This is a genomic window from Planctellipticum variicoloris (genome assembly GCF_030622045.1).
GTDB classification, from domain to species: domain Bacteria; phylum Planctomycetota; class Planctomycetia; order Planctomycetales; family Planctomycetaceae; genus Planctellipticum; species Planctellipticum variicoloris.
In genome coordinates, this window is the sequence record NZ_CP130886.1 from 4321336 (window position 1) to 4340057 (window position 18722).

At 63.0% G+C, this 18722-nt stretch carries 15 protein-coding genes; 9 read left to right on the plus strand and 6 right to left on the minus strand.

Annotation, left to right across the window (positions count from 1 at the left end):
* Nucleotides 1–86: 86 nt before the first annotated feature.
* On the plus strand, nt 87–1940 hold the full coding sequence (glgB, locus tag SH412_RS16780) for a 1,4-alpha-glucan branching protein GlgB (protein WP_336519170.1): 1854 nt from the start codon (nt 87–89) through the stop codon (nt 1938–1940).
* A 116-nt stretch (nt 1941–2056) separates the two neighbouring features.
* Here the strand turns inward: glgB and SH412_RS16785 are convergent, their stop codons facing one another.
* Complete coding sequence (locus SH412_RS16785; RefSeq protein WP_419555815.1) at nt 2057–3073, minus strand: zinc-dependent alcohol dehydrogenase family protein; 1017 nt, start codon at nt 3071–3073, stop codon at nt 2057–2059.
* A 42-nt stretch (nt 3074–3115) separates the two neighbouring features.
* Complete coding sequence (locus SH412_RS16790) at nt 3116–3565, minus strand: host attachment protein (RefSeq protein WP_336519172.1); 450 nt, start codon at nt 3563–3565, stop codon at nt 3116–3118.
* 431 nt (nt 3566–3996) lie between these two features.
* Here SH412_RS16790 and SH412_RS16795 point away from each other — a divergent pair, with 431 nt between their 5' ends.
* Nucleotides 3997–4863, plus strand: coding sequence for a LysM peptidoglycan-binding domain-containing protein (locus tag SH412_RS16795; RefSeq protein WP_336519173.1), 867 nt, complete (start codon nt 3997–3999; stop codon nt 4861–4863).
* Nucleotides 4864–4996: 133 nt separating this feature from the next.
* On the opposite strand, the gene SH412_RS16800 is transcribed toward SH412_RS16795, so the two are convergent.
* Both SH412_RS16800 and SH412_RS16805 read right to left on the minus strand, forming a co-directional pair.
* A complete protein-coding gene (locus SH412_RS16800) occupies nt 4997–5386 on the minus strand; it encodes a hypothetical protein (protein ID WP_336519174.1) in 390 nt (129 codons plus the stop codon).
* 34 nt (nt 5387–5420) lie between these two features.
* Nucleotides 5421–6185 carry an MBL fold metallo-hydrolase gene (locus SH412_RS16805; RefSeq protein ID WP_419555816.1) on the minus strand — a complete coding sequence of 255 codons (765 nt, stop codon included), beginning with the start codon at nt 6183–6185 and terminating at the stop codon, nt 5421–5423.
* A gap of 834 nt (nt 6186–7019) precedes the next feature.
* Here SH412_RS16805 and SH412_RS16810 point away from each other — a divergent pair.
* Nucleotides 7020–7844, plus strand: a complete 825-nt coding sequence (locus tag SH412_RS16810) for a uroporphyrinogen-III synthase (protein WP_336519176.1) — start codon at nt 7020–7022, stop codon at nt 7842–7844.
* 333 nt (nt 7845–8177) lie between these two features.
* Here SH412_RS16810 and SH412_RS16815 read toward each other — a convergent pair whose 3' ends face one another.
* Nucleotides 8178–9749: an ExeA family protein gene (locus tag SH412_RS16815; RefSeq protein ID WP_336519177.1), complete on the minus strand. Its 1572-nt coding sequence runs from the start codon at nt 9747–9749 to the stop codon at nt 8178–8180.
* A 417-nt stretch (nt 9750–10166) separates the two neighbouring features.
* On the opposite strand from SH412_RS16815, the gene SH412_RS16820 reads away from it, so the two are divergent.
* The 4 genes from SH412_RS16820 (at nt 10167) to SH412_RS16835 (ending at nt 15552) form a co-directional block, all read left to right on the plus strand.
* A complete protein-coding gene (locus SH412_RS16820; RefSeq protein ID WP_336519178.1) occupies nt 10167–11204 on the plus strand; it encodes a PhoH family protein in 1038 nt (345 codons plus the stop codon).
* 67 nt (nt 11205–11271) lie between these two features.
* Nucleotides 11272–13620 (plus strand): HD family phosphohydrolase, encoded by a 2349-nt coding sequence (locus SH412_RS16825; RefSeq protein ID WP_336519179.1) that lies wholly within the window; start codon nt 11272–11274, stop codon nt 13618–13620.
* On the plus strand, nt 13617–14132 hold the full coding sequence (ybeY, locus tag SH412_RS16830; protein ID WP_336519180.1) for an rRNA maturation RNase YbeY: 516 nt from the start codon (nt 13617–13619) through the stop codon (nt 14130–14132). Before SH412_RS16825 ends, ybeY begins: the two co-directional genes overlap by 4 nt.
* Nucleotides 14133–14226: 94 nt before the next feature.
* A complete protein-coding gene (locus SH412_RS16835; RefSeq protein WP_336519181.1) occupies nt 14227–15552 on the plus strand; it encodes a hemolysin family protein in 1326 nt (441 codons plus the stop codon).
* Between the two features lie 48 nt (nt 15553–15600).
* Here the strand turns inward: SH412_RS16835 and SH412_RS16840 are convergent, their stop codons facing one another.
* Nucleotides 15601–16938, minus strand: a complete 1338-nt coding sequence (locus tag SH412_RS16840; protein ID WP_336519182.1) for a formylmethanofuran dehydrogenase subunit B — start codon at nt 16936–16938, stop codon at nt 15601–15603.
* Between the two features lie 286 nt (nt 16939–17224).
* On the opposite strand from SH412_RS16840, the gene SH412_RS16845 reads away from it, so the two are divergent.
* Together SH412_RS16845 and SH412_RS16850 are read left to right on the plus strand one after the other, a co-directional pair.
* Nucleotides 17225–17758, plus strand: a complete 534-nt coding sequence (locus SH412_RS16845) for a dihydrofolate reductase family protein (RefSeq protein ID WP_336519183.1) — start codon at nt 17225–17227, stop codon at nt 17756–17758.
* Between the two features lie 160 nt (nt 17759–17918).
* Entirely contained in the window at nt 17919–18521 is a 603-nt protein-coding gene (locus tag SH412_RS16850) for a hypothetical protein (protein ID WP_336519184.1), read from the plus strand.
* The last annotated feature ends 201 nt before the right edge of the window (nt 18522–18722 follow it).

Below are 18722 nucleotides of genomic sequence, written 5' to 3' on the forward strand. Positions count from 1 at the left end.
CGCCGCCCGATTGACCCGCCGCGACGCACGGCATCAGGACGATGCCTCCAGGCCGATCCTCAATCCCCGCAGACGGTCCAAAACCTATGAATTGCGATCTGTACCGGCATATGGGTGCACACCCGGCCGAGGTCAATGGAGTCGCCGGCTGTAAATTCCACGTGTGGGCGCCCAACGCCAGAGAGGTCTCCGTTCTGCTGGATGCAAACGGCTGGACCCACGGCGCACATCCGCTGGCCTCCAGCGACTCGGGCGTCTGGTGGGGATTCCTGCCGGGCGTCAAAGTGGGGGACTGCTACAAATTCAGCATCCACGCCGCCGACGGTCAGCTTCTTCAGAAGGCCGACCCCTACGCCTTCTACGCGGAACTCCCCCCCAAGAGCGCCTCGATCGTCTACGATCTCTCCGGCTATGAATGGGCCGATGACGACTGGCTCAGCCGGCGGGAAGAAGACAACTGGCACGAGCAGCCGCTTTCAATTTACGAAGTCCACCTTGGCTCTTGGAAGCGGCCGCAGGACGGTCGGGAATATTACAACTACCGCGAGCTCGCTCCGCTGCTGGTCGAGTACGTGAAGGAGATGGGCTACACCCACATCGAGCTGATGCCCGTCATGGAGCATCCGTTCGGCGGTTCCTGGGGCTATCAGGCCACCGGGTACTTTGCGACGACCAGCCGCTGGGGGACGCCTCACGACTTCAAGTACTTCGTCGATCACTTCCACCAGAACGGCATCGGAGTCATCCTCGACTGGGTGCCCGCCCACTTTTCAACGGACGGCCATTCGCTCGGCTGGTTCGACGGAACCTGCCTCTACGAGCACTCCGATCCCCGCAAGGGCTATCACCCCGACTGGGGGACGCTGATCTTCAACTACGGCCGGGCGGAAGTCCGCGACTTCCTGCTGTCGAGCGCCCGGTTCTGGGTCGACGAGTTCCACATCGACGGCCTCCGCTGCGACGCCGTCTCCTCGATGCTGTACCTCGACTACTCCCGCAAGTTCGGCGAATGGGTTCCGAACGCCTTCGGCGGACGCGAGAACCTGGAAGCCATCCAGTTTCTCCGCGACCTCAACACCATGCTCTACCAGGATTTCCCGGGGATCATGAGCTTCGCCGAGGAGTCGACCGCCTGGGGCGGCGTGTCGCGGCCGGTCTATCTCGGCGGGCTGGGCTTCGGCTTCAAGTGGGACATGGGGTGGATGAACGACACCCTCCACTACCTCTCCCGCGACCCGATCTACCGCCAGTACTACCAGAACGAGCTCAGCTTCCGGAACATGTACGCCTACACGGAAAACTTCATCCTGCCCCTGTCGCACGATGAAGTTGTCCACGGCAAAGGCTCGCTCATCGGCAAGATGCCCGGCGACCACTGGCAGCAGTTCGGCAATCTGCGCCTCCTGTTCGGCTACCAGTACACCACGCCCGGCAAGAAATTCCTCTTCATGGGAGGCGAATTCGGCCAGTGGAAGGAATGGGACCACCGCCACGAACTCGACTGGGCCCTCCTCGGCCAGCACTACCACGACGGCCTCCGCAAATATGTCCGGGATCTCAACCATCTTTACATCGCCGAGCCCGCGCTCTATCAGCAGGACGCCGTCCCGCAGGGATTCTCCTGGATCAACTGCGACGATCGCGAGAACAGCGTCTACACCTACGTGAGATTCGCCGAGGATCGCGAAGACTTTCTGGTCATCGTCCTCAATGCGACGCCTGTCCCGCGGCACGACTACCGCGTCGGCGTCCCCCGCCCGGGTTTCTACAAGGAAATCCTCAACAGCGATTCCGCCATCTACGGCGGATCGAACGTCGGCAATTCCGGCGGAACGTACACCGAAGTCGGACAGTATCACGGCCACGGCCAGTTCGTCTCGCTCAGCCTCCCCCCGCTCGGAGTCCTGGTGCTGAAGCCGATCACCGCCGCGAAACGCTGAGAAGCGAATAGGGATTAGCGAGAAGCGAGTAGCCAGACGAAGACGGCTTATCGCGGATCGTGCATCGCTTATCGCCGGAAGACTTCGCGACCGGGCCTTTTCCTTCTGGCTATTCGCTATTCCCTGCTCGCTATTCGCTTTCTCCCCTTCCCTGGCACCAGCACCGCCGCGCCGGTCAACCGGCCCTCGCGCAGCCGCGTCAGCGCTTCATTCGCAGCCGCCAACGAAAACAACTCCACCGAGCAGCGGACCGGGACGTCCGGAGCTAACTTCAGAAACTCGCTGCCGTCACGATGCGTCAGGTTGGCCACCGACCGAATCACCCGCTCGCCCCACAACCAGGCGTACGGGAAGCTCGGAATGTCGCTCATGTGAATCCCGCCGCAGACGACGACGCCCCCCTTGCGAACCGCCTGCAGGGCCTGCGGCACCAGCGCTCCCACGGGAGCAAACAGAATGGCGGCATCCAGCTCGACCGGCGGGCGCTCGTCGGAACCGCCAGCCCAGACCGCCCCGCACTCGCGCGCAAAATCCTGGGCGGCCGCATCCCCCGCCCGCGTGAAGGCGAAGACCTCCCGTCCCTGGTGGCGCGCCACCTGCGCGACAAGATGCGCCGCGGCGCCGAAGCCGTAGATCCCCAGCCGCCGGCCCTCGCCGGCCATCCGCAGCGAACGATATCCGATCAGCCCCGCACACAGCAGCGGCGCCGCTTCGACATCGCTGTAGGCCTCAGGAATCGGAAAACACGAACTGGCCCGCGCCGTCGTATACTCGGCGTAACCGCCATCCCGGTCGTATCCGGTGAAGCGCGCTCCATCGCACAGATTCTCATCCCCCCGGCGGCACGCCTCGCAGACTCCGCACGTCTCCGCCAGCCACGGGACGCCGACGCGGTCGCCCCACTGGAACTCGGTGACTCCCGCTCCAATCCCGGCGACTTCGCCGACGATCTCATGGCCCGGAATCAACGGGAGCTTTGGCTGAGTCAGCTCGCCGTCGACAATATGCAGATCCGTCCGGCACACGCCGCACGCTCGCACCCGCAGCAGCAATTCTCCCGGCAAAGCGACAGGTCGGAGAACCTCCCGTTCAACGAGTGGCTCGCCGACCTGCACCAGAACCATCGCCCGCATTCGCGGCGCGGCAGCATCCATCCGAATCCCTCCTCCGCCGGATTATTTTCCGGCGCCGGAGACCACGCTTCGCAGATGCTCCATCAGTTCGTGATCGCTCAGCCCGGATAAGTCCTTGTCGACTTCCCCCGCCACCATCGCCGCCAGCGGATGCTTCCACGATTTCCGCAATTCGCCGAGGAAGAGGGGCGGAGCGACCACAAACAGCCGTTCGAATCGCCCCTCCTGGCGAGCCCTTTCCAGGTGCTCCGTCAGCTCGTGCGCGAATCGCTCGGCCGTCAGATGCTTGTGATCGGTGTGCGGCTCCAGCGCCGTCCGTGCTTCGCCGGGCTGTCGCGTGCGTCCGGAAGCATCGCTTTCCAGATCACTCCGCTTCATGTCCGCTTCCGGATGCACAAACGTGACCAGCGTCGGAAAGACCGTCGCGTCAGGAATCGCATGCAACACTCGCGCCCGTCCGCGATCCGCCACCAGAATCCAATCGACCGCCATATTCCACCTCATTCCTGTACGTTGCCCGGAGAGCTCGCTTTGCGCTACTGCTCCTTCCACCATACCCGTTCCGTAGCGATCACTCAAAGACATTCCGATATGTCGCGCCAACTCTTCAGGTCCGGCGAGTTCAATCCGTAACCCAGGCCCGCGACACCACAGTTCTCTGCGAACGCCTCCCCCTCCACGCCTTTGCGAGAGTCATTCTCTTCCCCGGTACAACCCGCATACTCCCACCGGCGCGATTGGCAAGGCGCGCGCTCACTCTTTTGGGCATCTTTTGAGGGGTCCCGCCACAGAACCGAGCAGACCGTCGCAAACTCCTTGCGATCGCTCCAGATGCTTGGAAGAGGCCATTTCCACTCGGATTCCCGACTTTTCCTGGCCGATCCCTCAAGTTGGACAAGTTCCACGTTGAGGAAAGCACACCCATGCCTCGCGATCAGAAAGTCGGTCTCGCTCTCGGAGTCCTGCTGGTCGGCGCCGTCGCCGCCCTGTTCTTCCGAAACGAACCCCCGGCCCGCTCGGGAGCCCCGCAGCTCCGCAACGGCGCCTCACTCGACGCCGAAATCGCCGAAAAGGATTCCAGCCCCTACCTCCCGGGCGCGGAAGGCGCCGGCAAAGTCACCCGGACCGCCGCCAAGCCGGTCTCCGACGGCCCGACTCTGCTCGGTCCCGAAACCGATTCGCCGACGACCGGCGGAGCCCGGCTGGAGTTCTCGGACGAAGATCCGTTCGCCAATGCGGCGCCGCCGGCGATCGGCCCCTCGGGGCCCGCGCCGGAGCCGATTCAGCTCGAATTCTCCCCGCTGATCGATGGCGCCGGTCGGCCGGCGAATAGTACGCCCCGCAAGGCCGATGCCGTCGCCAGGACACACGTTGTGCAGAAAGGGGACTCCCTGTCGAGCATCGCCGGGAAGTACCTCGGCAGCCAGAGCCGCTTTCACGAAATCTTCGAAGCCAATCGGGACCAATTGAAGGACGCCAACGATCTGCGCGTCGGCATGCAACTCGTCATTCCCGACGGCTCCTCAAAATCGATTCCCGCCGCCGCTACGCCGCTCGTCCCGACGCCCGACCGGAGTTCCGCCATGGAATCGGAACCCAGACCCGCCCGCCCCGCAGCGCCGGAAAAAGCCGAATCCGCCGAGGAACGCAAGAAATTCGTCCCCTACAGGCGATCGCCGCTGAACCGGTCCACGTCGATGGTCGATCCCGCAGCCCCTGCCGAACAGTCCGGCCGCCGGCTGTCCCAGTTGCCGCCTTCGGATGGCGATCTGGTAGTCCCGCGTTATTAATGCCAAGCGGAACGAATTTGGACAGACAGAAATGTCTGTCCCACCCAACCAAGTAAGTCGAGTCCGCTCGAACGCTCTGGCCCGGACATTCTTGCCTGTGCTGCGCCCTGAGGCGTCTGCGGGCATTCCGGGCCTATCCGCCCGGTTCGATTTCATCCAGGCAGTTCAGAACGAACTCGTCGACACGTTCGCTCTCGTCGACGCCGCGCGGCGTCCGTCCGAGCTGCAGCAGCAGATGCTCGGCCAGCTCGTACGGGCACTTCTTCTCCCAGCGGTCCATCAGCAGTCGGAAGTCGGCAGATCGCATCGCGTCGGGAAACGAGTCGTACTCGACGAGCTGGTGTCCGGGGCTGCTGGCCACGATGAGCTGCCGGCAGCGTTCCGCAGCGGCGAGGACGCCGGCCCGGCATGCGGCGGCGCCGGCCAGCAGCAGAAAGCGATCCCTCGCCGGGCGCTGCCCCTTCTCGTGAGAAACGAGCGCGAGCTGGACGTACGCAGAGAGAGCCTGTTCCTGATCGATCATGGAATCCTGATCGTCCCCGCCACGGCAAAATCCGTCAATACTCAATTCGAAGCCCGTCGTACGCCAGTTCCACTCCCTCCGGCAGCCGGGCGTTGGTGATTTCGTAGTCCAGATGATGCGACACGTGCGTCAGATACGTCCGCCGCGGTCGCACCCGTTCGACAACGGCCAGCGCCTGCGGAATGCCAAAGTGGGTGGCGTGCGGCTTTTCCCGCAGCGCATCGACAATCAGCACATCCAGCCCTTCCAGCAACGGATAGGTTTCTTCCGGGATTTCGCTGACGTCGGTGCAGAACGCGACGTTCCCGAACCGGAATCCCAGCACCGGCAGCGTCCCGTGCAGCAGCCGAAGCGGTTGAATCGTCAGTCCCAGCAGCTCGAACGGCTCCAGGCCGATCCGCCGCAACTCCAGCTTCGGCAGCGCCCCCATGTGCAGCTCCGGGTTGGGGGGCAAGAATGCGTATGAGAACGCCGCCCGGATCTGCCGTTCGACGATTTCCTCGCAGTACAACGGCACGGCGTGCGTCATCCGATATCCGAACAGCCGCAGATCATCGAGTCCGAAAATATGGTCGGCGTGGCTATGGGTGAAAATGGCGGCGTGCACCATTTCCACCTTTTCCCGCAGCAACTGAATTCGCAACTCGGGAGAGGTGTCGATCAGGAATGTTCCTTCCGGCGCCCGCACGGCCACGCCGCTCCGCGTTCGCTGATTCCGCGGATGCCCGGAGAGGCAGATCGGACAATGGCACCCGATAATCGGCACGCCGTGGCTGGTGCCCGTGCCGAGCAGAATCATTTCCCGAGCGTTCACGCCAGTTCCTCATTCCACACCAGATGGCGAACGCGATCCAGTACGCCCTTTTCGCCAGCTCCAGTATGGCCAGAACAGGCCGGCCGACTAAAGGGTGGCCGCTCCGCGGGAGCACTCGTCGGGGAGGAACGCAGGCTCAGCGGAGGACGGGTGGCTGGGGTCGGGCGTCTGCGACCGCCCCCAGTGAATGTAGACTGGCTTCAATCCTGGGGGCTTGAAGACTCGACCCCCGTCACCCGTCGGCAACTCATTTCTCCGAACACAAAACGGGCGTGTTCCTCAGGAGCCGCAAGAGTCCGGCTCGAAGGTCGCGCCAACTCTTTGGACCCCACAACGCCTGAACGCAAGATTCCCGACCGGTCGGAGAATGAGCGATGTTCTGCTGCGAGAACCAGTACTTCTACGAGGTTGCGCTGCGGCAAGCCGCCGTTCAACGGGGTCTTGGCGCAATCCCGTCGCAACCGTCCCAATTAATTCTTGCAGAAACCGTAGTCGCAGCGATAATGCTCGCTACGCATGACTGACGACATTGAAGAACGGCACGTCGATCCCCGTTCGTTCTGAACGGATCAACGCAGTTCTCCCGTATTCCCGCAGTTGCTGACGTTTCCGCATCCCTGAGCACAGAGCCGGCTGGAGGTGTAGCCGAGAACAGTCTTCGGACTGCGATCGGGCGAGCGCCTATGCTTCCAGCCGGCCTGTTTTATTTCATTGGCGGACGGCTGTCAGACATCAGCGTGCTCCTGTTCTCAGGCCAGCAGCGTTAGACTGGAATTCGTGCCCGTCGGGCTTTGAAAATTCCACGTCGATCACAGGCTGATGCTCATGCTTCGCGTCTGCAGTTTCGAAAGCCGCCGCGGCCCCGAGATGCAGTCGCTGATCGTGCGGCTCGGTGGCCACGCCACAATCGCCCCGTCGCTGCGCGAGATCCCGCTTGACCAGAATCCCGCAGCTCTCGACTTCGCCGAACTCTTGTTCTCGGGCGGGATCGACGTCGTCGTGTTCCTGACAGGCGTGGGTGCACGAGCCTTGCTGGACGTCGTCGAACTCAAGTTTCCGCGCGAGCAGTTTCTCGCCGCCCTGCAGAACTGCATCACCGTCGTCCGCGGACCAAAGCCCGCGACCATTTTGCGGGAATGGGGAGTTCGCATCGATCACCGCGTCCCGGAGCCCAACACGTGGCGAGAACTGCTGCAGACGCTGGACGCCCACGTCCCCCTGGACAACCGCCGCGTCGCCGTTCAGGAATACGGCCAGCCCAACGCTCAGCTCTATTCCGCCCTCGAGGAGCGGCGGGCGATCGTGACTCCCGTGCCAGTCTATCGCTGGGAGCTTCCGGCCGACATCGCCCCCTTGCAGTCGGCCATTCGCGCGTCGATCGGGGGAGAATTCGACGTCCTGATGTTCACCAGCGCTCAACAGGTCCGGCATGTGCTTCAAGTCGCCGCGGACCTGGGGGTTCTGACGGAGTGGCGGACGGCGGCCTCCCGGATGGTCCTGGCCTCAATTGGCCCGACCTGCACCGAAACACTCGCCGAGGAAGGGCTTCCGGCCGACTTTGAGCCGACCCACCCCAAAATGGGCAGCCTCGTCAAAGAGGCGCTCGAAGCCGCCCCCGCGATCCTTGCGGCAAAACGGGCTTAGCGCTCTGCTCACACGCGAAAACTGTCACACGTGAAAACTGGAAGTCTCGTTTGTCCTCGACTTCCTCCCCCCAAAGGCGGATCGAAGTCGAGGCCCCCCCGGCCCAGTTGTCCGGCGACCGCGCGAGATCGTCGCCGGGCGGGAAACGATTCCGTCGGCGGACGAGGACGTCCACCGTACGTAGGGCGACTTCCGTAGGATGGACGTCCTCGTCCGTCCGTGACTTTTGTCCGGCTGTCCCTGCACGCGGCGGAGATCGTCGCTCGACCGCCGCCTGCTCACTGACCGGCTGCGACGCCGAAGCGACGAGAGCCGGGTGGTGAATCATGCGGGCTACTGCTCCTCGAATTGCTTCCGCCGGAGCCGGCTGAACAGATTCCGATAGGGCCGCTCGACTTCCCCGCTCCCCGGCAGCGCACCGTCCGACATCGGCAGGGGTTCGTCGGTCTCAATCGAAAAGAACTGCGGCGTCAAGTGCTCGGAATCCTCGTCGTCGTCGTCATCGAGCCCCCGGTCCAGACGCACCGCACGCTGATCGAGCGTCCGTTGCATATCCTGATAGAGACCCAGAACCTCGGAGCCCAACTGGTGCTCCAGACTGCCGACGCCGGGCGAGCCCAGGGACGCGCGCTCTGTCTCGTCCTGCAGCAGGCTGTCAAGCTCCGCAACCGAGTCCCCGGGTTCGTGGAATTCCGACCGAACTTCCTCCAATTCCGCGGTGTCCTCCAGCTCCACCGGAGCCGGAAACAGTTCCTCCGGGTTCAGCCCGGCATCGAGCGCCGCGTAACGGTCGACAACCCGTTCCTCCCCGTACAATTCCTCGGCAGCCGCGAATGGCGGTTCCTGCCCCGTCGCAGAGGTCTCCCATGCTGCAGGCACGGCTCCGGTTTCGCTGATTTCAGCTTCCGACACGTCGCGATTCTGGCTCTCCGACAAGGCGGCCGCGGATTCGTCGGCGATCCCGACTCCGAATTCAACCGCCGACATGCCGTTGGAACCGGACTCGGCCGACGCGAACTCTCCCGAAGACTCCCAATCTTCGTTGACGGCGGCGCCCGGCGCTTCGCGGTGGCGCATCGAGACATTCCACTGCAACGGCAATTGCTGCAGATCCTCCAGCGCCTCGCGGACCGTCTCGACCGGCACCGGCTTCTGTTCGAGCACATACGACAGCAGCAACGTGTGATCGCAAAGCTGATTCAGACACCGCGGCGAACCATCGGCCGCTTCGACCATCAGTTCGAGCGCTTCGACGGACAGAATCTCGTCGGTCCGTCCCCCGCCCCAGGTGATTCGGTGATCGATATACTCGCGCGACTCGGCCCGCGTCAGCAGCTCCAGGTGGACATGCGCCCGGACGCGCTGATTCAGCGCCCGCATCGATGGAGCGGCCAGCGTCTCGTCCAGCTCCGGTTGTCCGCACAACACCAGCCGAACCAGCGGCGACCCGTTTTCCGACTGATCCGTCAGGATCCGCAGCTCCTCAAGGAGCGATTCACTCAGGACGTGCGCCTCGTCGCAGATGATCACCAGCGATCGCCCCTGCCGGGACAAGCCCTTCAGAACCGGTGCGAGCTCCAGCCGCAACTCCTGATTCGAAGGCCGCTGATAGGGTTTGTCCAAAGTGCAGAGGATGGTCTGCAGCAGCGCTTTCCGGCTGTCGAAGTTCCCGTGATGCACGAAGACCGGGACCAGCTCCGGTCCCAGCTCGCTCAACAGCTTCTGGCACAGCAACGTCTTTCCGGCCCCGGCCGGTGCCGTCACAACCGCAATCCCCAGCCCCTGCTCCACGCAGACGACCAGCTCATCCAGGATCCCCTGAATCGCCGGCAGCGAGAGAAAGCATGAGGCATCCGGAGTCGCCCCGAAGGGACGGCGGTGCAGACCGAAGAACGCTTCATACATGACCAACATCCCTGTCCGCCGCTGCAACGAGACAAACCGATCCCGCCATTGCGAAACCGATCGTCTGCGTCTGCAGCCTGTGATCCGCGGGCGCCGCGCCGCCAGTCCCTGGTCGGCGCCACACCCAGTCTCTGAAACATCACATCGTGCTGCAGTCGTCCGCGACTTGAGCACGACCGTTACACCCCGCAAACCCCGGAGAGATCCACTTCGCATTCGACAAATTGACCGTTCCGGCAGGCTGGAGAAACTTTGACGAACAGACGGATCGGTCAACCCGCAGTTCCCCCCCTCCCGCAGCAAAACCCGCCGTTCCATCCAGCCGGACGCCAGAAGTTTTGCGGCGGGAGGGCGGCGAAGGTACAATCACTACGGTTTCTGTCCGGCGGAACTTGCCGCCGACCCCTGGAAGACGAGATGACGGAAAGTCGCGTTCACGTTCGAAATCACGAAGAAGTTCGCAACCTCTTTGGCGCCCGGGACCGCAACCTGCGTCGTCTGCGCGACATGCTGCATATCGAGGTCGTTTTGCGGGGGGACGAACTGCACCTGAGCGGAGAAGCATCCGAGGTCGAGCGCGGGGAAGCCATTCTGGGAGAACTCAGAACAGTCATCGCGCGCAAAGGCTATCTCCCCGACGAAGACTTTGACCACATCCTGGAACGCAATCAGCCCCGGACCGCGGCGACGGAAGGCTCCGAGATTGACGTCTTCCACAAAGCCCGCAAGATTCGTCCGCTCGGCGCCGGACAGCAGGAGTACGTCGAGGCCATCCGCAAACACGATCTGGTGATCTGCGCCGGGCCGGCCGGTTCCGGCAAGACTTACCTCGCCACGGCCATGGCGGTCAACGCCCTCCGCCGGGAACAGGTCCGCAAAATCGTCCTGGTCCGTCCCGCCGTCGAAGCCGGCGAAAAGCTGGGCTTCCTGCCCGGCGACATGCTGGCCAAAGTGAACCCCTTTCTGCGGCCGCTCCTCGACGCCCTGGGGGACATCCTCGATTTCGATCAGGTCCAGCGGTACATCGACAAGGACGTCATCGAGATCATCCCCCTCGCATTCATGCGGGGACGGACGCTGAACAACACGTTCATGATCCTCGATGAGGCCCAGAATTCGACGCTCACACAGATGAAGATGTTCCTGACCCGCATGGGGCACCATTCCAAGATCGTCGTCACCGGCGACGTAACTCAGACCGACCTCCCCGAACACATCGACAGCGGTCTGCTGGACGCGATGCGCCGGTTGCAGGGAGTGCCAGGCGTCGCCACGGTGACCCTGTCCGGAGGCGATATTGTCCGGCACCCCCTCGTGCGCCGGATCGTCGCGGCGTACGATGCGGACCGCACCGAACGGCCGCCGGCAGTCCGCAGTTCCAGTCCCCCCGCGGCAATCCGCTCCGAACCCGTCAGTTCCGATTCGGAGCCGGAGACCACTCCAGAAGCGTTGTGATATTGATTTCGGCGACTTCCTCAAGCTGAGTGCCATGCAGCCGGACGCTGCATGACATGGCAGCCGATTGTCGCAGTCCTTCGAGTTCGACGGTATGCCGATCTTCCAGCCCCGACGTACGCGTTCCGCCAAGGCCGCCAGCCTGAAGGCGAATTCGTCGTTGGTGACGCGCGTCAGTTGCCAGCTCAGCAATACCGACGTGCTGTTGCGAATCTGCGTCTGCACCCTGTTCCTGGGACTGCTGGCGCTGTCGATCGGCTCCTGGCGGATGCCGTTCCCGTTTCACCAGGGCGATCTGGTCAAAAACGGAATTCTCGCAAAGATCGACTTTGAACGGGTCAACGAAGACAAAACCAATCTGGCTCTTCTGGCGGTCGAAGACCGCGTTCCTCCCGTATTCGTGCTGGACGCCGAACCGCTCTGGAATCTGCGCTATATTCTCCGCAGCCAGCTCTTTGAAGTTGCGGAAGTACAGAGCCTTAAAGAACTTGGAGCAGAAACTCGCGCCAAGTTCGGCCTGTCGACGCCGGTCGGAGCCGAAACGCCTGCGTCGATTTCTCCCGAGCAGGAACGGGACTGGAAACTCCTGAAGGACGCGATCGGCCCCGACAAAACCGATGAGCAGCGAATCGACGAGGTCGTGCTGGAGTTCGACCAGTTCACCTCCAGCCTGCGCGAGTTCGGGGTTCTCGATCCCGCGGAAACCACCCGTCGCGATCTGCAGCCGGATCAGCACATTACGATTGTCGATCGTGACGGCCCGACGCAGGAATTGCGGCAGATTCTCATCGGCGATGCCCTGCTGGCCGAAACGCTCAAACCCTCGGGGCGGCTGGGCCGCATGTGGAAGTCCTACCCCGCCATCGTCAAGTTGCAGCCCGTGCTCGAACGCTGGCTCCTCAACTCGACTCCGGTCACGCTGCAATACGACGAACTGCTGACCCGCCAGGCCGTCGACGACGCCCGACTGACCACGGAACCGATCAGCGATTCCTACAAACGGGGTTCCGTCCTGGTGGCCCCCGGCTCTCGGCTGACGGAAGAAAACCTGAACGTCCTCCGCGCCCAGTACGACGCCATCGAACGCAGCATCCCGTTCGGCGAGCGGATTGTCCGGATCGTCACGGTCGTGGCTCTGCTGCTCGTCCTTGGCAGCATGATCGGCTATCACCTGGTTCGAAACGAACCCCGGCTCGTCACCAGCATCGGACGTCTGACGGTATTGCTTTCCGTCGTCACCGCGACCATCGCCCTGGCCCAATGGCTCAGCGTCGATCCCTGGCGGGCCGAGGTGATCCCGATCCTCTGCACCGCCATGGTTCTGTCCATCGCCTACAACCAGGTCCTCGGCGCCCTCGCCGGGTTTACGATGTGCCTGGTCGTAACGCTCTCAACGGGCGGGTCCGTCGATCAGTTTGTGATTCTGATGGCCTCCGTCTCCGCCGCCGTCGTTCCGTTACAACAGGTCGCTTCCCGTTCCAAGCTGGTGCTCGTCGGCTTTGGGACCGCCGTCACATTCTTCGTCGTCACCTGGGGAGTCAGCGCGATTGGGACTCAACAGTTCTCAACGCTCTGGGCGGATCAGCAACTTCTTTACAGTGCGCTTCGCGGCGCCGGCTGGTGTCTCGCCGCCGGGTATCTGGTCGCCGGCAGCCTGCCGTTCGTGGAACAGACGTTCGGGGTGGTCACCGACATCAGCCTGCTGGAATTGAGCGACATCAGTCACCCGCTGCTGCAGGAGCTGGTCCGTCGGGCGCCCGGCACCTACAACCACTCGATCGGCGTCGCCACCATTTCTGAAACCGCCGCCGACGCCATCGGCGCCAACGGCCTCCTCTGCCGCGTCGGCGCCTACTTCCACGACATCGGCAAGATGCTCAAGCCCCAGTACTTCGTCGAGAACATGCTCCCCGGGCAGGGGAGCCGGCACGAGCACCTGGCGCCGGCCATGAGCACCCTCATCATCATCGGCCACGTCAAAGACGGCGTCGACCTCGCGCAACAGCACGGCCTCCCCGGGCCGTTGATCGATTTCATCGAACAGCACCACGGCACGACGCTGGTTGAGTATTTCTACCATGCCGCGACAAAAGCTGCCGGCGCCGACCCAGACCTCCGTGCCGCCGTCGAAGAAGCCGCCTTCCGCTACCCCGGCCCCAAACCGCAGTCCAAAGAGGCGGCGGTGATGATGATCGCCGACGCCGTCGAAGGGGCCAGCCGGACTCTGAGCGATCCGACGCCTCGCCGGATCGAGACCCTCGTTCATGAAATCGCGATCAAGCGGCTCCTGGACGGCCAGTTCGATGAGAGTTCGCTGACGCTCAGCGAGCTGGCGATTGTCGAAGACTCCCTGACCAAGTCGCTGATCGGCATCTACCACGGCCGGATCAAGTACCCGGAACAGAAGACCGCGTGACTCCGCCTCAGTTTCAGATCGACATCGTCAACCGTCAGGATCTTCTTCCCTGCGACGAACCCGGACTGCGCCGCGCATTGACGCATGTGCTGATCCAGGAAGGTGTTCAGGAAGCGGAGATCAGCGTCGCCCTTGTCGACGATCTGGAAATTCATCGCGTCAACCGCGAGTTTCTGGATCATGACTCTCCGACGGACGTCATCAGCTTCCTGCTCTCCGAGCCTCCCCCGAATCGCCCCCAATCCCCCTGGCCTGCCGGTTTTCCGCTGGAAGGGGAACTGGTTATCAGCGTCAGCACGGCAGCTCGGGACGCCTCGCAACACGGCTGGAGTCCTGGCGCGGAACTGATACTATATGCCGTCCACGGAATGCTGCACTTGTGCGGTTATGACGATCTGACTGACGACGCCCGGCCGCTGATGCGGATCCGGGAACGCGAACTCGTGACGGAACTTGGACTTTTCGATCCTTCCACAGCGACGGTCGATCCTCTGGCGGGCTTGCAGTCGTGACCTTTCGCGGAAACGCATCAATGATCGTCGACGAACAACCTGACATGTCGGACGGATGGCGGCCGGCGCAATTCCTTCCTGGCGGACGGGGCTGATGTTACCGGTGCTTCTGGTGGTCTTGCTGCTCCTCGCTTGCTGGAGCGCCGTTGGCTGCTATGCCCTGCAGGACTACGCTTACAGCCGCCTTGAAGAGATCTGCGAACGCCGGCAGATTCCCGATCGCTTCCGGCAGATTCTCACTCAGCAGGAGACCGCCCTGCTGGGTCTCGAGCTCCTCCTGACCGCCTCCACGCTGGGACTCGGAATCGGGCTGTGGCTCTGGATCGGCTGGCCCGCCCGCGATCTTCCGGACCGGGCGGTTCAAATCGCACTCTGCCTGCTGGAGTATGCGGTCGGCGGCCTGCTGATCGTGCTGGCTGCCGATGTCCTCCCCTGGACCGTCGCCCGCGTCGCCAGCGAGCCGTTCCTGTTTCAGTTCTGGCCCGTCATCCGGTTCGTGCAACTGCTCTTCGCGCCGGCCCTGTGGCTGGCCCGGATTCTCGATCACGCCGCCCACCGCCTGGCCGGCCGGGGGAATCCCGAGGAAGACGACGCCTCGGTCATCAACGAAGAAATCCGCACGGTCGTTGATGAGGGGGAGAAGGAAGGCCTCGTCGGTTCGGACGCCAGCGCCATGATCTATCGCGTCATGGAGCTCCAGGACGAAGATGTCGGCGCGATCATGACGCCCCGCACCGAAATGTACTGCATCAACGTCGAAAGCAGCCTCGAAGAAGCCCGGCTGAAACTGATTGAGGCCGGGCATTCCCGAATCCCGGTCATCGGGGAATCGACGGACGACATCCAGGGAATCCTCTACGCCAAGGACCTTCTCAAGGCGCTGGGTCCCGAGCTTGTCGGGACTTCGCCTTCGACCTTGAAGGAGATTCTGCGGGAGCCGTTCTACATCCCGGTGACGACGCAGATCTCGGCGTTGCTGGAACTGATGAAACGCCAGAAGGTGCAGATTGCCATCGTGCTCGACGAGTACGGCGGCGTGGCGGGACTGGCGACGATGGAAGACATCCTCGAAGAAATCGTCGGCGAAATCGACGACGAATACGACGACGACGACGACGAAACCGTCGAGGAGGTCCACGAGATTTCGCCGCACAAAGTCGAAGTCGACGCCCGCGTGCACCTCGACGACCTCAACCGTCGGTTTGATTTCGGCCTGCCCGAAGACGGCGAGTTTGACACGATCGGCGGTTTCGTCTTCTCGCAGCTCGGTCGCGTCCCGCGTGTTGGAGAAGTCGTCCCGTGGGAACTTCTCAACATCACCATCCTCGCCGCGGACAAGCGGAAAGCGCTCCGACTGCGACTCGAACTACCGACCGCCGAGTCCGCCGGGAAAGCTGCGGAGAGCGAGACGACGACTTAGCCAGCTCAAACTCCAAACGCCAAATCTCAAACACCCAATGAGCCAGAGTTATCGCGAACTTGAGATCTGGTGTTTGGAACTTGGTGTTTCAGACTTCTCCCCCTGCAGCTCCGCCAGAATCGCACGCAGGATGTCGCCATCCGACGGCGCCTGCTGCGGCAACGTCGTTCTAAGCGGGATCGGGACTTCGTCCATCCGGTACGCCGTTCCCGGCAGATGGATGCCGTAGACTGCGGTCGTGACGCGGACGGTCGGCGTCACCGGCAGCTCGCAGTTCGCCCGTTCGAGGACGATGGTCGGGATCTGCGTCAGGCGCTCCCGCGCCGCTAGCGGAAACGTGTCGATGCGGTCCGTGCCGACAAACAGAACTGCGTCGGTTTCGCCGTGCGCCAGCAGATCCCCGGCGGAAAACTCGCCCGGGTTGTACCTCGGATAGCCCCGCGCCAGATTCACGCTGAAGGGGTATCCTGTCTGCCAGCAGAGAACATTATCGGCCCCCGAGACGTCTCCCAGGACGCGCATCCGGCGGGCGTAAAATCGGGTGAAGGCGTTGAGATCGATCACCAGCCGGAGCAGCGCCTCGACGTTGCGATGTCCCAGGGGCTGCCGGGCGACGCCGTATCCGAAGAAGATCACGCCTGACCGGCACGTTTTCATCCGCTCTGCCAGATCGCGGAGCGTTTCCAGCGGCACGCCGGTCTCTGTTCCGGGGGCAGGCTCGATTCCCTGCAGCAGACCACGGAGCGTCCAGAGGGCCGCAAAGTCCCGGCCGGGTTTGACCTGTATGAAGACGTCGGCCAGTTCCGCCGTGGCAGTCCGTGCGACGTCGACGACGACCAGGGTCCGGTCGGCCCGTCCGTTGGGGATCAACTCCCCCTTCGGTTCGAGGGAATACCGTTCCAGATGCCGCGGATGGGACACGACCGGGTCCGATCCCCAGTAGATCACCAGGTCCGCCCGGTTCTTGACTTCCCCCAGCGAGCAGGTCGATTCCCCCGACTGCTGCAGCGCCAGGATCGATGGAGCGTGCCCTTCGGAGGCCGTCGTGTCGATCGTCGCTCCCAGAAAATCCGCGAGCGCCACTGCCGCCCGCTGTCCGTCCGTGCTGCTCCGCGACAGGCCATAGATCAGCGGCGCCCGCGCCTTGCGCAGAATCTCAGCAGCCGCCTGGACGGCCTCGGTCACGGAGACCGGGCGATCGCGCACGACCGCGGCCGGCTCGGCGGAAGGCTCGTGCGATGCGAACCACGCGACGGCGTGCGGACAGTCGGTCGAGAGCCCGGCAATCCGTCCGTCGGCGACCGTGATGCGCAGATCGTCGCACACGCAGGCACACGCCGTGCAGGCCACGTGCTCGGTCACGGATTCCTCGGTGCGAATCAACATGGGTGGAGATCGTCAGCAGGCGAAGCGGGAGCCGATCGCTGCCGGCTTTCCGCGTCTAGTAGTCCAGTGGTGTCGTTTGTGCGGCGGCCAGATTGTACGGCGTGGACATGGATTGAGGCCAGACCGAGGGGGGCTCGCCGGGGTGATGGGCGAGTTCGGGGGGAATGCGGCTCCCGATTCCCCCACCGGTCCGCTGATCTGATACACTTCTTGACAGTACCAAGTCCCCATCGGCAGGCGGGAGCCTGCCCTACATTGAGGCCAGTTCGGCGACGAAGAGTCTTCCATGCGTGTGTCGGTTTATATTGCGGCCAGTCTCGACGGGTTCATTGCCCGTCCGGATGGAGATATCGCCTGGCTGACGGCCTTTCCCGATTCCGATGGGGAGGATTACGGCTATTACGACTTTCTGGACTCGGTCGATGCCATCGTGATGGGCCGGCATACGTTCGAGAAGGTGCTGACGTTCGGCGCGTGGCCGTTCGATGACGCCAAGCGCGTGGTCGTTCTGTCTTCGACGCTCGCCGCCCTGCCGGATGATCTGCCCGCAACCGTGACGCTGGCGAATGGCGCGCCGGCGGAGGTGTTGGCGCAGCTTGTGACCGAAGGGATCGAGCACGTTTATCTCGACGGCGGGCAGACGGTGCAGAAGTTCCTCGCCGCGGGGCTGGTGAATCGGATCACGCTGACGCATCTGCCGATTCTGCTGGGCCAGGGAATCCCGCTGTTCGGCCCGCTGTCCGACGACATTTCGCTCCGGCATGTGAAGACGCAGAGTTACGCGAGCGGATTCGTGCAGAGCACTTACGACGTGGCGTAGCGTCGGGGGCATTCGGTCTTGCCACGACCTGAGCCAAAGACTCTGCAATCAATCGGTTCGAAGCGGCGCCAATTCCGATTGACACTCACATTCGGCCAGATAATCTGGGCGTTGAGTGACCGTCTTGATTTCTCGCGCCCTGAGTCCGAGGAGATTCCCGATGAAGCATTCTGCGACGTTCACAGTGCTATTCGTGACTGCGATTGCCGGACTGACGGTCGGGGACGTCACCCTTGCGGCCGAAAAGGAGGCAGTCGCATCGCTCGAACGACTTCCGATTGATGCGGACGATCTTGTCAGCGCAACGGGGCTCAATATCTACAAGTTTCAAACGCAACTCCCCGAAGACCAGAAGTTCGAGGTGGTGCTGCGGGAGATTGAGGCCAAAGACCATACGCCGCGAGTGCTCCACCGCTTTCCGTTTCGCCACGGCGCTGAAGGCCCCGTGATTCTCCGAGCGTCGTTTTTGCGACGGGATCGCAAGCTTGAGGGCGTTCTTCTGAATGGAGGACAGGAAGCCGAGTACCGTCTCGATCTGCCGGACTGCTCGCCGAGCGGAATCGCGACAATCGTTGCTGTCCCGCTGGCCGGGCTGGCCCCAACTCAGAAAACCTTGTTCGTTCATGGTTCGACACGCGATCAAAGCCATCTGGAACCAGGAGAGATTGGTCTGCTAACACTTGTCGCCAGCGAGCCCGGGAAACCCGCCTCAATGAATGCGTATCCCCGAGCGGAGTTGTTAATTCAGCCGGTTAACGATTAAGGTCGCGTGCTAAAGCGCGATGGCGACCGCGAAAAACACACGACATTCCGTGATCGCGCGCAATCTCTAACATATCCTTGCCGCTGATGCTCGAAGACAATTCCGAACCAGTCGCCCGGTTCGCGAAAATGCCGCGGCGCATTGCACCCAGATTCGCCGTATGTGCCTGGCGAATCGCCCATGTGCCGAAGAAAGAGACCG

Bases quoted from the DNA above. Each gene is read 5' to 3' on its own strand.
- glgB (WP_336519170.1), top strand. From the start codon at position 87: ATGAATTGCGATCTGTACCGGCATATGGGTGCACACCCGGCCGAGGTC.
- SH412_RS16785 (WP_419555815.1), bottom strand. From the start codon at position 3,073: ATGCGGGCGATGGTTCTGGTGCAGGTCGGCGAGCCACTCGTTGAACGG.
- SH412_RS16790 (WP_336519172.1), bottom strand. From the start codon at position 3,565: ATGGCGGTCGATTGGATTCTGGTGGCGGATCGCGGACGGGCGCGAGTG.
- SH412_RS16795 (WP_336519173.1), top strand. From the start codon at position 3,997: ATGCCTCGCGATCAGAAAGTCGGTCTCGCTCTCGGAGTCCTGCTGGTC.
- SH412_RS16800 (WP_336519174.1), bottom strand. From the start codon at position 5,386: ATGATCGATCAGGAACAGGCTCTCTCTGCGTACGTCCAGCTCGCGCTC.
- SH412_RS16805 (WP_419555816.1), bottom strand. From the start codon at position 6,185: ATGATTCTGCTCGGCACGGGCACCAGCCACGGCGTGCCGATTATCGGG.
- SH412_RS16810 (WP_336519176.1), top strand. From the start codon at position 7,020: ATGCTCATGCTTCGCGTCTGCAGTTTCGAAAGCCGCCGCGGCCCCGAG.
- SH412_RS16815 (WP_336519177.1), bottom strand. From the start codon at position 9,749: ATGTATGAAGCGTTCTTCGGTCTGCACCGCCGTCCCTTCGGGGCGACT.
- SH412_RS16820 (WP_336519178.1), top strand. From the start codon at position 10,167: ATGACGGAAAGTCGCGTTCACGTTCGAAATCACGAAGAAGTTCGCAAC.
- SH412_RS16835 (WP_336519181.1), top strand. From the start codon at position 14,227: ATGTTACCGGTGCTTCTGGTGGTCTTGCTGCTCCTCGCTTGCTGGAGC.
- SH412_RS16840 (WP_336519182.1), bottom strand. From the start codon at position 16,938: ATGTTGATTCGCACCGAGGAATCCGTGACCGAGCACGTGGCCTGCACG.
- SH412_RS16845 (WP_336519183.1), top strand. From the start codon at position 17,225: ATGCGTGTGTCGGTTTATATTGCGGCCAGTCTCGACGGGTTCATTGCC.
- SH412_RS16850 (WP_336519184.1), top strand. From the start codon at position 17,919: ATGAAGCATTCTGCGACGTTCACAGTGCTATTCGTGACTGCGATTGCC.